Annotated in this window: 12 protein-coding genes and 1 pseudogene; 9 read left to right on the top strand and 4 right to left on the bottom strand. The window is 69.8% G+C overall.

The window, feature by feature from the left end; genetic code table 11:
• Positions 1 to 153: 153 nt before the first annotated feature.
• On the top strand, positions 154 to 627 hold the full coding sequence (locus tag AOK23_RS07165; RefSeq protein WP_055711907.1) for a carboxymuconolactone decarboxylase family protein: 474 nt from the start codon (positions 154 to 156) through the stop codon (positions 625 to 627).
• A gap of 106 nt (positions 628 to 733) precedes the next feature.
• On the opposite strand, the gene AOK23_RS07160 is transcribed toward AOK23_RS07165, so the two are convergent.
• Positions 734 to 1,150 carry a VOC family protein gene (locus tag AOK23_RS07160; RefSeq protein WP_055711903.1) on the bottom strand — a complete coding sequence of 139 codons (417 nt, stop codon included), beginning with the start codon at positions 1,148 to 1,150 and terminating at the stop codon, positions 734 to 736.
• 185 nt (positions 1,151 to 1,335) lie between these two features.
• On the opposite strand from AOK23_RS07160, the gene AOK23_RS07155 reads away from it, so the two are divergent.
• A complete protein-coding gene (locus AOK23_RS07155) occupies positions 1,336 to 1,746 on the top strand; it encodes a VOC family protein (protein WP_055711902.1) in 411 nt (136 codons plus the stop codon).
• A 176-nt stretch (positions 1,747 to 1,922) separates the two neighbouring features.
• Entirely contained in the window at positions 1,923 to 4,316 is a 2,394-nt protein-coding gene (locus AOK23_RS07150; protein ID WP_055711901.1) for an ATP-binding cassette domain-containing protein, read from the top strand.
• Positions 4,317 to 4,374: 58 nt separating this feature from the next.
• Here AOK23_RS07150 and AOK23_RS07145 read toward each other — a convergent pair whose 3' ends face one another.
• Positions 4,375 to 5,037, bottom strand: a complete 663-nt coding sequence (locus AOK23_RS07145) for a DUF2637 domain-containing protein (RefSeq protein WP_055711900.1) — start codon at positions 5,035 to 5,037, stop codon at positions 4,375 to 4,377.
• 140 nt (positions 5,038 to 5,177) lie between these two features.
• On the bottom strand, positions 5,178 to 6,167 hold the full coding sequence (locus AOK23_RS07140; protein ID WP_055711899.1) for a LacI family DNA-binding transcriptional regulator: 990 nt from the start codon (positions 6,165 to 6,167) through the stop codon (positions 5,178 to 5,180).
• Between the two features lie 351 nt (positions 6,168 to 6,518).
• Between AOK23_RS07140 and AOK23_RS07135 the strand changes: the two genes are divergently transcribed.
• Complete coding sequence (locus tag AOK23_RS07135; RefSeq protein ID WP_055711898.1) at positions 6,519 to 8,564, top strand: RICIN domain-containing protein; 2,046 nt, start codon at positions 6,519 to 6,521, stop codon at positions 8,562 to 8,564.
• Positions 8,565 to 8,754: 190 nt separating this feature from the next.
• A complete protein-coding gene (locus tag AOK23_RS07130; RefSeq protein ID WP_055711897.1) occupies positions 8,755 to 9,273 on the top strand; it encodes a hypothetical protein in 519 nt (172 codons plus the stop codon).
• A 63-nt stretch (positions 9,274 to 9,336) separates the two neighbouring features.
• Here the strand turns inward: AOK23_RS07130 and AOK23_RS07125 are convergent, their stop codons facing one another.
• Positions 9,337 to 9,993, bottom strand: a complete 657-nt coding sequence (locus AOK23_RS07125; protein ID WP_055711896.1) for a maleylpyruvate isomerase N-terminal domain-containing protein — start codon at positions 9,991 to 9,993, stop codon at positions 9,337 to 9,339.
• Between the two features lie 467 nt (positions 9,994 to 10,460).
• On the opposite strand from AOK23_RS07125, the gene AOK23_RS07120 reads away from it, so the two are divergent.
• The 4 genes and pseudogenes from AOK23_RS07120 to AOK23_RS07105 all read left to right on the top strand — a co-directional run bounded on the left by AOK23_RS07120 (position 10,461) and on the right by AOK23_RS07105 (position 13,005).
• Positions 10,461 to 11,669, top strand: a complete 1,209-nt coding sequence (locus AOK23_RS07120) for a sensor histidine kinase (protein WP_055711895.1) — start codon at positions 10,461 to 10,463, stop codon at positions 11,667 to 11,669.
• Positions 11,666 to 12,067 (top strand): roadblock/LC7 domain-containing protein, encoded by a 402-nt coding sequence (locus tag AOK23_RS07115; RefSeq protein WP_055540070.1) that lies wholly within the window; start codon positions 11,666 to 11,668, stop codon positions 12,065 to 12,067. Before AOK23_RS07120 ends, AOK23_RS07115 begins: the two co-directional genes overlap by 4 nt.
• Complete coding sequence (locus tag AOK23_RS07110; protein ID WP_055514333.1) at positions 12,064 to 12,441, top strand: DUF742 domain-containing protein; 378 nt, start codon at positions 12,064 to 12,066, stop codon at positions 12,439 to 12,441. Before AOK23_RS07115 ends, AOK23_RS07110 begins: the two co-directional genes overlap by 4 nt.
• A pseudogene (locus AOK23_RS07105) lies at positions 12,416 to 13,005 on the top strand (GTP-binding protein). The gene AOK23_RS07110 and the pseudogene AOK23_RS07105 overlap by 26 nt, the downstream one beginning before the upstream one ends.
• Positions 13,006 to 13,048: the final 43 nt, after the last annotated feature.

Here is a 13,048-nt window from a genome sequence, read left to right as displayed (position 1 = left end):
CCGCCGCCTGTGCGCCAAAGGCCGTACGGCATGTGCCGGCCGCGTGACCTCCCGCCCCGGCCGCTGTGACGGGCGTCACGCCGCACCGTGTCACGTCTCGCCGGGCCGCCCCGTCGATCAGGTGTGACCACCACGACGACCGAGGAGCGCACGATGGAAGCTCGCCTGAACCTCTTCGCCAACCCGCTGGCCGGCAAGGTCTTCAAGCACCTCAATTCGGCGGGCAAGGTCCTGCTGGACTCGACGCTGCCGCACGCCACCCAGGAGCTGGTGAAGATCCGGGCCAGCCAGATCAACGGCTGCGGTTTCTGCACCGACATGCACACCAAGGACGCCGCGCACGCGGGGGAGAGCGTGCAACGCCTCCACCTCGTGGCGACCTGGCGGGAGGCGACGGTGTTCACCGACGCCGAGCGCGCCGCCCTGGAGCTGGCGGAGCAGGCCACCCGGATCGCCGACGCGGCCGGCGGCGTCCCCGACGAGGTGTGGGAGAACGCCGCCAAGCACTACGACGAGGACCAGCTCGCCGCCCTGGTGGGTCTGATCGCCCTGATCAACGCGTACAACCGCGTCAATGTGATCGTCCAGCAGCCCGCGGGCGACTATCAGCCGGGCATGTTCGGCTGAGCCCCCGACCGGCGCCGTAGGCCGAAGGGCGCCGTGAGCGCGGACGTGCGCCGACGTGCGCCGCACGCCGACCGGCGCCGCACGGCGAGCCCGGGGCCCCGACTCCTCAGCCCTGCGGCTCGCTGATGTTGACCATCCAGGGGACGCCGAAGCGGTCCGTGCACATGCCGAAGACGTCGCCCCACATCTGCTTGTCGAGCGGAACGCTCACCTGGCCGCCCGCGGAGAGCTTCTCCCAGTAGCCGCGCAGCTCGGCGTCGTCGTCGCCGCTCAGACTCACGGAGTAGGTGAAGACGGGGGCGCTGTCCGCACCGGTCGGGGAGTCCGCGCCCATCAGGGTGAAGCCGCTCGGCGTCTCCAGCATGCCGTGCATGATCATGTCGGCCTGAGGGCCGCCCTCGGCCTGCCCGAACGAGCCGTAGGTGTTGAGCACCAGCTCCCCACCGAACACCTCCCGGTAGAACTCCAGCGCCTGCCGGGCGTCGCCGCCGAAGTGGAGATACGGGTTGAGTCGCGAGGCCATGGATCCTCCTGAAAGGAGTGAACGGTCGGTCGTCCGGAGACTAGACCCGACCACTGACAACGGCACCCGGACGCCGGGGCGCCGCCCCTCCCCGCCGCGGATCGTCCCGGCGGTGGCCCGCGCACGGCCCAACCGGTCAGGATTCGAGAAGCGCTCCCGCGGGGGCCGCGCCTAGCGTTGCGGCCATGGACATCACCATTCACTGGACCTTCCTCCCGCACACCGACCCGGAGGCCTCGCTGGCCTTCTACCGGGACACCCTCGGCTTCGAGGTGCGCAACGACGTCGGCTACGAGGCCATGCGGTGGATCACCGTCGGTCCGGTCGGCCAGCCCGGCACGTCGATCGTCCTGGAGCCGCCGGCCGCCGACCCCTCCCTCACCGACGACGAGCGCCGCGCCATCACCGAGCTGATGGCGAAGGGCAGCTACGCCCGTCTCACCCTGGCCACCCCCGACCTCGACGACACCTTCGACCGGGTGCAGGCGAGCGGCGCCGAGGTCGTCCAGAAGCCGACGGAGCAGCCGTACGGCGTCCGCGACTGCGCCTTCCGCGACCCCTCGGGCAACCTGATCCGGATCAACGAGCTCCGCTGAGCCGTCCGCCAAACCACCGGACGCACCGCCGGTGACCTGGTTAGATCGAGCCGGCTGCCCTCCACGGCCGGCTCGTCGGCCGGTCGCCGCCCGCGTCGGTCGCCCCACCGGCCGGCTGCCACGCCCTCCCCCGACACACCCGATCCGCACCGCGTCGCGCGACAGATGGAGACACGATGAGCACGGTCAAGAGGACGGACCCGCAGCCGCCCGAGCCGCACACGGCGGACAGCCACGATCTGATCCGCGTGCACGGGGCCCGTGAGAACAACCTCAAGGACGTCAGCATCGAGATCCCGAAGCGCCGGCTGACGGTGTTCACCGGGGTCTCCGGCTCGGGCAAGAGCTCACTGGTCTTCGACACCATCGCCGCCGAGTCGCAGCGGCTGATCAACGAGACGTACAGCGCCTTCCTCCAGGGATTCATGCCCAATCTGGCCCGCCCCGAGGTCGACGTGCTCGACGGCCTGACGACGGCCATCACCGTCGACCAGCAGCGGATGGGCTCCGACCCCCGCTCCACCGTCGGCACCGCCACCGACGCCAGCGCGATGCTCCGGATCCTCTTCAGCCGGCTCGGCGACCCGCACATCGGCCCGCCCGCCGCGTACTCCTTCAACGTCGCCTCCGTCTCGGCGAGCGGGGGCATGACGATCGACCGGGGCGCGGACAAGACCAAGACCGAGAAGGTCACCTTCAGCCGCACCGGCGGCATGTGCACGCACTGCGAGGGCCGGGGCTCGGTCTCCGACATCGACCTCGCCCAGCTGTTCGACGACTCCAAGTCGCTCTCCGAGGACCCGTTCACCATCCCCACCTACACCGGGGACGGCTGGGTCGTCCGGGTCATCACGGAGTCCGGCTTCTTCGACAAGGAGAAGCCGATCCGCGAGTACACCAAGAAGGAGCGGTACGACTTCCTGTACCGCGAGCCGACCAAGGTGAAGATCAACGGCGTCAACCTCACCTACGAGGGACTGATCCCGAAGCTGCAGAAGTCGTTCCTGTCGAAGGACCGCGAGTCGATGCAGCCGCACATCCGGGCCTTCGTGGACCGGGCGGTCACCTTCGCCCGCTGCCCCGAGTGCGACGGCACCCGCCTCAGCGAACTGGCCCGGTCCTCGCGGATCGGGAAGCTCAACATCGCCGACGCGTGCGCGATGGAGATCCGCGACCTCGCCGAGTGGGTCCGTGCCCTGGACGAGCCGTCGGTGGCGCCGCTGCTCGCCAAGCTCCGCCACACCCTCGACTCGTTCGTGGAGATCGGCCTCGGCTACCTCTCCCTCGACCGGGCCTCCGGCACGCTCTCCGGCGGCGAGGCCCAGCGGACCAAGATGATCCGCCACCTCGGCTCCTCGCTCACCGACGTCACCTACGTCTTCGACGAGCCCACCGTCGGCCTGCACCCCCACGACATCGAGCGCATGAACAAGCTGCTGCTGCGGCTGCGCGACAAGGGCAACACGGTGCTCGTCGTGGAGCACAAGCCGGAGACCATCGCCATCGCCGACCATGTCGTCGACCTCGGGCCCGGCGCCGGCACGGCGGGCGGCACCGTCTGCTTCGAGGGCACCGTCGAGGGGCTGCGGGGCAGCGACACCGTCACCGGCCGCCACCTCGACGACCGGGCGAAGCTGAAGGACACCGTCCGCGAGGCCACCGGCCACCTGGAGATCCGCGGCGCGACGGCGAACAACCTCCAGGATGTCGACGTGGACGTCCCGCTCGGTGTGCTCTGCGTCGTCACCGGGGTCGCCGGCTCCGGCAAGAGTTCGCTGATCCACGGCTCCATTCCGGCCCCCGAGGGTGTGGTCTCCGTCGACCAGACCCCGATCCGCGGCTCCCGCCGCAGCAACCCGGCCACCTACACCGGACTCCTCGACCCGATCCGCAAGGCGTTCGCCAAGGCCAACGGCGTCAAGCCCGCCCTGTTCAGCGCCAACTCCGAGGGCGCCTGCCCCACCTGCAACGGCGTCGGTGTCATCTACACCGACCTCGCGATCATGCAGAGCGTCGCCACCCCGTGCGAGGACTGCGAGGGCAAGCGGTTCGACGCGTCGGTGCTCGAGTACCGCTTCGGCGGCCGCGACATCAGCGAGGTGCTCGCGATGCCGGTGAGCGAGGCCGAGGAGTTCTTCGGCGGCGGCGAGGCCCACACCCCGGCCGCCCACCGCATCCTGCGCCGGATGGCGGACGTCGGCCTCGGATACCTCACCCTCGGCCAGCCGCTCACCACGCTCTCCGGCGGTGAGAGGCAGCGCCTCAAGCTGGCCGTCCACATGGCCGACAAGGGCGGCGTCTACGTCCTCGACGAGCCGACCACCGGTCTGCACCTCGCCGATGTCGAGCAGCTGCTCGGCCTGCTGGACCGGCTCGTCGACTCCGGGAAGTCAGTGATCGTCATCGAGCACCACCAGGCGGTCATGGCCCACGCCGACTGGATCATCGACCTCGGCCCCGGCGCCGGACACGACGGCGGCCGTGTCGTCTTCGAGGGCACCCCCGCCGACCTGGTCGCCGCGCGCTCCACCCTCACCGGCGAACACCTCGCCGCGTACGTGGGCGCCTGACCCGGCCGGTCCCACCGGAACACGACGAAACCCCAGGTCCACGACCTGGGGTTTTTCGTCACGGCTGCTTGGGCCCGCCGACGGTGTCGGCCGCGTGCCGCGGCCCGGACCGGGAGGAGAACTGGCCGACCAGTTCCCGGAAGCAGACCAGCGCGGTGATCGGCGGGATCCCCACCACGACCATCGCGAGCACCGACCCCGGGGTCTGTCCGATGCACAGTGCCACCGCCGTGCCCGACGACAGCAGCATCACGGCCCAGGACCGCCGGGCCGTCCGGTGCTGCGCCGACGCCCGCAGGATGGAGAGCCCCGCGACCAGCCACGGCCCGTACACCGTCAGCGGCCACCATTGCGCGAGTCTTTCCGAGACCACCAGCAGGGCGATGCCGTGTAACTGGTTGTACGAATAAGAGATGGACCAGGAGAGCATCGTCGCCGCGCACACCGTGATGGTGAAAACCAGAAAAGCGACGGTGAAGCTTCTCGGGTTGCCGGAAAAGATGTGCGCCCCCGGCCGTGGTCTCCGTCTGCTGACATGCCGGCTCCGGGGCGGCACCTGTACCTGCATCGGCATCGCCACCGGCACCGACACCGGGACGGACGCCGGCATCGACATCTGGGTCGGCTCCTCGTCGTGCTCCCAGTCGTCGGACGGAGTCCTCGGGTCGGGGAGCCAGATGTGCTGTGTCTCAATACCGCCGTACGTATCCTGCCAAGTCACGCACGTTCAACGAGTGGCGTCCGGAGCAAGGCATCCGGCATTCAGGGGAATAAAAGTCTGCTGGGATTATCAGTGTCGTTGAATTTCGGATACTTGGTCGGCGAAACTGTTGAATGCGGGAAATCGAAAAGTGTTTTCCCTCAGTGGCCCGGCGGCGGGGCCGTGCTGCGGCGGGACACGAGCCGGGTCGGGACGAGCGTGGTGCCGGGCTCGGGGGTGGGCCGCCGCATGCTGGTGAGCACTCCCTCGACGCACAGGCGCCCCACCTCGGCGAAGTCCTGGTGGATGGTGGTCAGGGGCGGCAGGAACGACGCCGACTCGGGGATGTCGTCGAACCCGACGACGCTGACCTCGTCCGGCACCGTCCGGCCCCGCTCGTGCAGGGCCCGCAACAGCCCCAGCGCCATCTGGTCGTTCGCCGCGAACACCGCCGTGCAGTCCGGCCGTTCGGCGAGCAGGAGCCCCGCCCGGTAGCCGGACTCCGCCGACCAGTCGCCGCGCACCGGGGGCGGCGGCACCAGCCCCGCCTCGGCGAGGGTGGCGCGCCAGGCGTTCGCCCGGCGCTGGGCCGCGAAGGAGTCCTCCGGCCCCGCCAGATGCCACACGGTCCCGTGCCCGAGGTCCAGCAGATGCCGTACGGCGTCCCGTGCCCCGCCCGCCTGGTCGGTGTCGACGACGGTGTACCGGTCGCCGGCGTCGGAGTCGGCCACCACGACCGGGATGCCGGGCGGCAGCGAGACGGTCGCCGCGTCGAGCAGATGGGTCTCCATGATGACGATCACCGCGTCCACGGCGAGCTCCCCCAGCCGGGAGAAGGCGCCGTTCACCTCGTCCTGTGTGGGCACCGCGACCGGGAGCAGGGTGACGGCGTACCCCTCGCGCGCGGCGGAGGCGGCGATCGCGTCGAGGGTGCGGATGTTGCCGAGCGTGGACAGCGAGAAGGTGATCACGCCGAGGGTGCGGAACTCTCCGCGCCGCAGGGCCCGGGCGGCGCTGTTGGGCCGGTAGTCCAGCTCCCGCATCGCGTCCAGCACCTGCCGGCGGGTCTCCTCGGTGACGCCGGCGAACCCGTTGGACACACGGGACACCGTCTGCGCGGAGACACCCGCGAGCCGGGCGACGTCGCCCATGGAGGGGCCCTGCCGGGTCCGGGCGCCCCGCCCCCGGGCTCGGGGCGCGGGCCCCGCTCCCGTCCCGCTCCCGCGGCCCGGCGCCGCCGCGCTCTCCCGGTCAGCTGTGTCCATCTTGTCCCCCAGGCTCCCCGTCCGCGCCTCGCTCGGCGATGCCGCTGGTCCGGAACGACTCCCTTGACCGCCGAGATTCGGACAGTGTAGACATCGCGCCGAGGAATGTTTACGTAAACATCACCTGTCACCAACCATACGAGAGCACCGCGAACCGCACCGAACCGCACCAGCGGGCCCCGATCTCTCGCGTCGCGCCGGGACGCGCGGCACGTGGAAGAGTTGGAGTTACTCGAGATGGCACACCGCACCCGCACGAGACGGCTCCTCGGGGCCATCGGCGTGACGGCCCTGGCGACCGGGACCGTCATGGCCACCACCTCACTGCCGTTGGCGCACGCCGAACCGGCCGCCGCGTCGGTCACCGTCCGGCCGGACCCCTCGTACAAGGGCGACAGCTTCGAGGGCTGGGGCACCAGCCTGGTGTGGTTCGCCAACGCCACCGGCGACTATCCCCCGCAGATCCGCGAGAAGCTCGCGAAGCTGCTGTTCGGGGAGAGCGGCCTCAACCTCAATATCGCCCGCTACAACATCGGCGGCGGCAACGCCCCCGACGTCAAGGACTACCTGCGGGCCGGCGGCGCGGTCGAGGGCTGGTGGAAGGCCCCGGCGGGCACCACCCGCGAGGACGTCGACTGGTGGAACGCCGACGACCCGGCCGACTGGAACAAGAAGGCCGACGCCACCCAGCGCTGGTGGGTGGACCGCATCAAGAAGGACATCACGCACTGGGAGGCGTTCAGCAACTCCCCGCCGTGGTTCATGACGGTCAGCGGCTATGTCTCCGGCGGCTTCGACTCCTCGAAGGACCAGCTGAAGGAGGAGTCGGTCGAGGACTTCGCCAAGTACCTGGTGGGCGCCACCGAGCGGCTGGAGAAGGCGCACGGCATCAAGGTCGACACCCTCGACCCGTTCAACGAGCCGAACACCGACTACTGGGGCACCAAGCTCGGTGAGGACGGCCGGCCCACCGGCGGCCGCCAGGAGGGCGCCCACATGGGCCCCGAGCTCCAGCAGAAGGTGCTGCGCGCCCTCGGCCCGGTCCTGGACAAGTCCCGTACCAAGGCGGAGATATCCGCGATGGACGAGACCAACCCCGGTAAGTTCGCCACGAACTGGAACTCCTACCCGCAGGAGGTCCGTGACCTCGTCGGCCAGATGAACGTCCACACCTACGGCACCAGCCAGCGCACCACCGTCCGCGACCTCGCCAAGGCCGCCGACAAGCCGCTGTGGATGAGCGAGGTCGAGGGCGACTGGGGCGACGGGCAGAGCTTCACCGACATGCGCCCCGGTCTGGGCCTCGCCCAGCGCATGGTCGACGACCTGCGCGAACTGGAGCCGAAGGCCTGGGTCTTCTGGCAGCCGGTCGAGGACTACGACAACATGAAGCCCGGCGGCGAGTCCGCGAAGGGCGGCAACTGGGGCTCCATCCAGCTCTCCTTCGCCTGCAAGTCCACGGACACCCTGAAGACCTGCCCGATCTACACGAACACCAAGTTCGACACCGCCCGCAACTTCACGCACTACATCAAGCCGGGCGACCGTCTGATCAAGACGAACGACACCTCCAGCACGGCGGCGGTCGCGAAGAAGGGCGAGAAGGCGACGGTCGTCCACGTCAACAGCACCACCGAGTCCCGCGCGGTGACGCTGGACCTGTCGAGGTTCGGCAAGGTCGCCTCCGGCGCGACGGTCACCCCCGTGGTGACGGACGCCGCCGGCAAGCTGGTGAAGAAGAAGGCGGTCCGGGTCAAGGGCAAGAAGGCCACGATCACCGTGCCCGCCCAGTCCGTGACCTCCTTCCTGGTCAACGGCGTCTCCGGGGTGGCGAAGGACCGCGCGGAGCTGCGCGACGACGAGACGTACACCCTGACCGGTGTGCAGAGCGGCAAGAACCTCGCGGTCGCGGGCGACGGCAAGGGCCTCGTCATCAAGAACGTCGACCCCGGTACGAAGGCCCAGCAGTGGACCGTGGACCGCATCGGCAGCGGGGCGACGAGCAACCGCACGCGGTACGCGATCACCAACGAGGCCGCCGACAAGCGCCTGGCGATCCGCGGCGGCTCCCTGACGGTCGAGGCCGACGAAGGCACGCGGGACGCGGCCGCGCAGTGGATCCTGTCCAGCACCGGTGACGGCTCCTGGACCCTGCTCAACGCGGCGACCGGCCAACTCGCCGACGTCAACGGCCAGTCGACGAGCGACGGCGCCTCCGTGGGCGTCTGGTGGCCCAACTCGGGCCTCAACCAGCGCTGGTGGCTGAACGACCTCCCGGGCTGACGGACCGGCCCACCCAGCGACACCACGAGGAAACCCCAGGTCGAAGACCTGGGGTTTCCCCATGCCGTGGGGGCGCCGCACCGCGCCGCGCGGGCGGTGGTCACAGAATGGACACCTCTTCCTTACATCCCCTCACATGTCGCCCCGTAGGGCACTACGGTCGCTGCACCTGCGACATTCGGGGGACGAGATGACGAATCCGTACACCACTCCCATACCGCCGCCTCCGCGGCGGTCCGACACCCGTCCCCTGCGTAAGCGCGTGCTGGTGTGGATCGGCGGGGCGGCGCTCTTCGTGGCGGGGGCGGTCGCCGGGTCCACCGGGGACGACGGGCAGCAGCCGGTCGAGGCCAAGGTCAAGCCCGCGACGACCGTCACCGCGACCGTCACGGCGACACCCGAGCCCGCCCCGACCGTCACCGAGACCGTCAAGGCCAAGTCGAAGCCGCGCCCCACGGTCACCGTCACCAAGACGGCGAAGGCCGCCGACGCGGGCACGGGCAGCGACTCCGGCGAGGACTCCGGCTCCGACTCCGGCGGGGACGAGGACACCACCGGCACGTGCTCGATCGTCTCCAACTCCGGCAACTGCTACTCGTCCGGGCAGTTCTGCCGCAACAGCGACCACGGCGCCGTCACCACCACCGAGGGCGGCGACCGGATCAAGTGCGTGTACAAGTCGAACGCCTGGCGCTGGAGTTACGTCTGACGGAACCGGAGGGGAGAGGGCGGGCAGGGCAGACTCGCCGGCGTGGGGCGGCCGGCGGGCGCGTCAGCCGATCACGAACGGCAGCCGCCCCGCCCGCTCCCCGAGCGCGGCCCGCTCCTCCTCCGTAGGGCGCCGCCGCCCCGTTCCCACGAGCAGCACGTCCTCGTCGGAGAACGACGCGGGGAACGTCGTCGCGGCGATCCGCTCCAGCATCGCGCGGGAGTGGGCCAGGGCCTCGGCGGACGGACCGGGAACGTCCGGCAGGTGGGCCGTCAGGTCCAGGTGGTGCAGGGTCCACTCCAGGACGTACGCGGTGAGGTAGTCACCGGCGGTGAGCACCTTGTCCTGGGTGCTCACCCGGAGGCCGGGGTCGGCGAGCGCGGCGGCGCGGCCCGCGGCTGAGCCGACGTCGTCGAGGTGGAACCTGAGCAGGCCCGGCTCCTCGTACGCGGCGGCGAGGCGGACGATCAGCGCGTCCAACGGGTCGTCGCCGGACGGGAGTTCGTGTGTCACGGTCCAGTAGGTCACCGCGTCGGCGGTCGGCTCGGCGTCGGCCGGCGTCACCAGGGTGATCAGCACGTCCTGCGCGTCAACGACCAGATGGCAGACGAGGTCCCGGACGAGCCAGCCGGCACACCCGGAGGGCCGGGCGAAGTCCTCGTCGGGCAACTCGGCGACCGCCGCGCGCAGCGCCGCCCAGGAACGTGAGAAGAGGTCCACCCGGGCACGGTACGGGAACCACCGGACGGCTTGTCGGCTCCGCCGTCCGCTTCCGCTTAGCGCCCTGGGGCCTCCACGACGTGTGCCGAGCAGGCCGTTCCGCGCATCGCACCGCGCCGAGTTGACGCGCGCAGTTCAGTGCGAGACGGGGTACGGGAACCCCATGACGCCGGTGAAATGCGGTTCCGGCAGTATGGTCGCGCGCGGTGGTACACCCACTACGAAAAGCGCAGGACCAGTGACTGTCGGCAGTCGCTCAAGTTTCATAAGGATTCCGCATCTTGACGTCTCGTCATGACTCAATGCGGTGATACGATCACCGCACTTGCTGAACGGACGGATAGGTGCAAAAGCGGCACCTCTCGCCAAGGGGGCAGCCTGGGCGGCGACCCTGGATGGGCGACCTCCGGTCTGCGCGCATTGACGGGATTTCAGTAGCTGGCCTTCAGCCGCCTGAAGAGGGTCTCATGACGCCATACATACAGAATCCGGTGCTTTGGGTTCTTCTTGTCCTAACCCTTCTCGCAGCCGCCCTCGTTGTTCGCCAGCGACGGGCGGCCCGCGGGTTACGACAGGAGATCGCAGGGCTCAAGAACCACTACGGTGAGTTGGAGACTCATTACTCCCAGTCTGTCCGAGAGGCGCAGCAGGAGGCCGAGGCGGAAACGCGTACGGCCCTGAAGTCCGCGATGAGGACGCTCCAGGGTCTCGCCGCCGAACAGCAGCGCATCATCTCGGGTCTGCAGCGCAAGTACGGCGACTCCGTCATGCTCCAGGACCTCCTGGAGATCGACCACATGAACGCGCAGTTCGGTCGCCGCGCCCAGTCCATCGCCGTGCTCTGCGAGGGCTGGCTCGGCCGCCACCGCGACGTGGCCTCGGTCTACGACGTGGTCCGCAGCGCCCAGGGCAGGATCCGTCACTTCCAGCGTGTGCAGATCCTGTCGAAGGTGGACTTCGGGCTCACCAGCCGTGCCGTGGAGCCCGTGGCGCTCGCGCTCGCCGAGCTGCTCGACAACGCGACCAGCTACTCCAGCCCCGACACCGTGGTGGAGATCAACGTCCGTACCGTCCCCAAGGGCGTCTGCATCGTCGTCGACGACGCCGGTGTCGGTATGAACGAGGAGGAGAAGGCCAGGGCCGAGAAGCTCCTGACGAGCGAGCGGGCCTCCGGTGTGTCCGGGCTCGGCAACCCGCCGCAGTTCGGCTTCGCCGTGATCGGTGTGCTCTGCGAGCGGTTCGGCTTCACGGTCTCCGTGGACTCCACGTCGCCGTACGGCGGTGTGCGGGCCGTCGTGCTGCTGCCCGACGAGCTGCTCACCGACATGCCGACCCCGCAGGAGCCGCAGGAGCCCGTCGCGGTCGTCCAGGAGACCCGGGAGCGGACGCCGGTCGTCGACACGGTCGCCGTGGCGCGCGAGACCGACTCCGAGCCCTCCCTGCCCCTGCCGACCACCGACGACGGCCTGCCCCGGCGCCGCCGCAAGCGGCCCATGGCGCTCGTCTCCAACAGCGGTCCGTCGGCCCCGCCCGCCCCGCGGCGGCGCAGCGAGGACACGGCGGCGATCATGGCCGCCTTCAAGCAGGGCACGGACAAGGGTCGCGCCACACATCCCGACGGCGAGCGGTCGAGCGGCACGGGTGACGCGAGCAGTGAAGGGCACGAGGTCTCATGAACAACGATCTTTCCTGGATGCTGGACAGCGCCCTGGAGATCCCCGGGGCTCTGCACGCCGTGCTCATCTCCGCCGACGGGCTCCAGCGGGCCCGCTCCAAGGACGTGAGCAAGGACGACGCGGACAAGGCCGCCGCCGCCATGAGCGGTCTGCAGTCGCTGAGCCGGTCGCTGGCGTTCTTCTGTGACGGATCCGATCTGCGCTGGCAGCAGACCCTGGTCGAGTTCGACGGCGGCTGGATCTTCCTGATCTCCGCCGGCGCCGGCGCCTACCTCGCCGTGTCCGCGTCCTCCGACGTCGACATGGCGGACATCACCTTCCGGATGCAGCAGCTTGTCGGGCAGTTGGGCAAGGTTCTGACTGCTCCGCCTCGCGAGAGCAGCGTGGTACGGCCATGAGCGATTCCGACAAGCAGGAGCACGAGGCCGCCGAATTAGTGCGGCCGTACGTCATCACGGGCGGCCGTCATCTGCCCGGCGAGGGTCAGTTCTCGCTGATCACGCTGGTCACGGCGGCGGCCGACCACCAGCAGCGGCCCGCCCGCCTCTCTCCGGAGGAGCAGGAGGTGCTGCGGATGTGCGTCGGCGGCTACCTCTCCGTCGCCGAGATCGCGGGGCACATGCAGCTCCCGGTGGGCGTGGTGAAGATCCTGCTCGCCGCGCTCTCCGAGGGCGGCTACCTCATCAGCCGCCCGCCCGAGCAGCGGGCCCCCGTGGCCAACCTGCAGATCCTCGAGGAGGTGCTGAATGGTCTCCGGGCCAAGTTTGGATGAACAGGCGTACGTCCGTGGCGGGGAGACCCAGACCGCCGTGAAGATCCTGGTGGTCGGGCACTTCGCGGTGGGCAAGACCACGTTCATCGGGTCGATCTCCGAGATCTCGCCGCTGTCCACCGAGGAGACGATGACCCGCGCGGGTGAGGCCATCGACGACCTCAAGGGGGTCCAGGGCAAGACCACCACCACGGTCGCCATGGACTTCGGCCGGCTGACCGTCAGCGAACGCGTCGTGCTGTACCTGTTCGGTACGCCCGGACAGCAGCGCTTCGTGCAGATGTGGGAGGACATGGCGGCGCCCTCGGCGCGCTGGTGCTGGTCGACCCCGAGCGGCTGGCGGACTCCTTCGCGGTGATCGACCTGATCGAGCAGTACGGGCTCGACTACGCGATCGCCGTCAATCACTTCGACGGTTCACCCCTACGGGACGAGAGGGCGCTGCGCGAAGCGCTCGATCTGCTCGACGACACCCCCGTCGTCGTCTGCGACGCGCGCGACGAGAGATCGTCCGCCGAAGCACTGATCACGCTCGTCCGCTACTTGATGGACCGCGCCCGTTAGGAGCAAGACGCAGACATGACCCCCGAACCCCACTCCCCCGTTC

This window comes from Streptomyces torulosus, from assembly GCF_001419765.1.
Classification (GTDB): domain Bacteria; phylum Actinomycetota; class Actinomycetes; order Streptomycetales; family Streptomycetaceae; genus Streptomyces; species Streptomyces torulosus.
Note: the sequence above shows the minus strand (reverse complement) of the source record. Positions and strands in the feature narration are given on the sequence as shown.

What these genes read in the sequence shown, in the direction of transcription:
- AOK23_RS07165 (WP_055711907.1), top strand. Translation starts at nt 154, where the DNA reads ATGGAAGCTCGCCTGAACCTCTTCGCCAACCCGCTGGCCGGCAAGGTC.
- AOK23_RS07160 (WP_055711903.1), bottom strand. Translation starts at nt 1,150, where the DNA reads ATGGCCTCGCGACTCAACCCGTATCTCCACTTCGGCGGCGACGCCCGG.
- AOK23_RS07155 (WP_055711902.1), top strand. Translation starts at nt 1,336, where the DNA reads ATGGACATCACCATTCACTGGACCTTCCTCCCGCACACCGACCCGGAG.
- AOK23_RS07150 (WP_055711901.1), top strand. Translation starts at nt 1,923, where the DNA reads ATGAGCACGGTCAAGAGGACGGACCCGCAGCCGCCCGAGCCGCACACG.
- AOK23_RS07140 (WP_055711899.1), bottom strand. Translation starts at nt 6,167, where the DNA reads ATGGGCGACGTCGCCCGGCTCGCGGGTGTCTCCGCGCAGACGGTGTCC.
- AOK23_RS07135 (WP_055711898.1), top strand. Translation starts at nt 6,519, where the DNA reads ATGGCACACCGCACCCGCACGAGACGGCTCCTCGGGGCCATCGGCGTG.
- AOK23_RS07130 (WP_055711897.1), top strand. Translation starts at nt 8,755, where the DNA reads ATGACGAATCCGTACACCACTCCCATACCGCCGCCTCCGCGGCGGTCC.
- AOK23_RS07120 (WP_055711895.1), top strand. Translation starts at nt 10,461, where the DNA reads ATGACGCCATACATACAGAATCCGGTGCTTTGGGTTCTTCTTGTCCTA.
- AOK23_RS07115 (WP_055540070.1), top strand. Translation starts at nt 11,666, where the DNA reads ATGAACAACGATCTTTCCTGGATGCTGGACAGCGCCCTGGAGATCCCC.
- AOK23_RS07110 (WP_055514333.1), top strand. Translation starts at nt 12,064, where the DNA reads ATGAGCGATTCCGACAAGCAGGAGCACGAGGCCGCCGAATTAGTGCGG.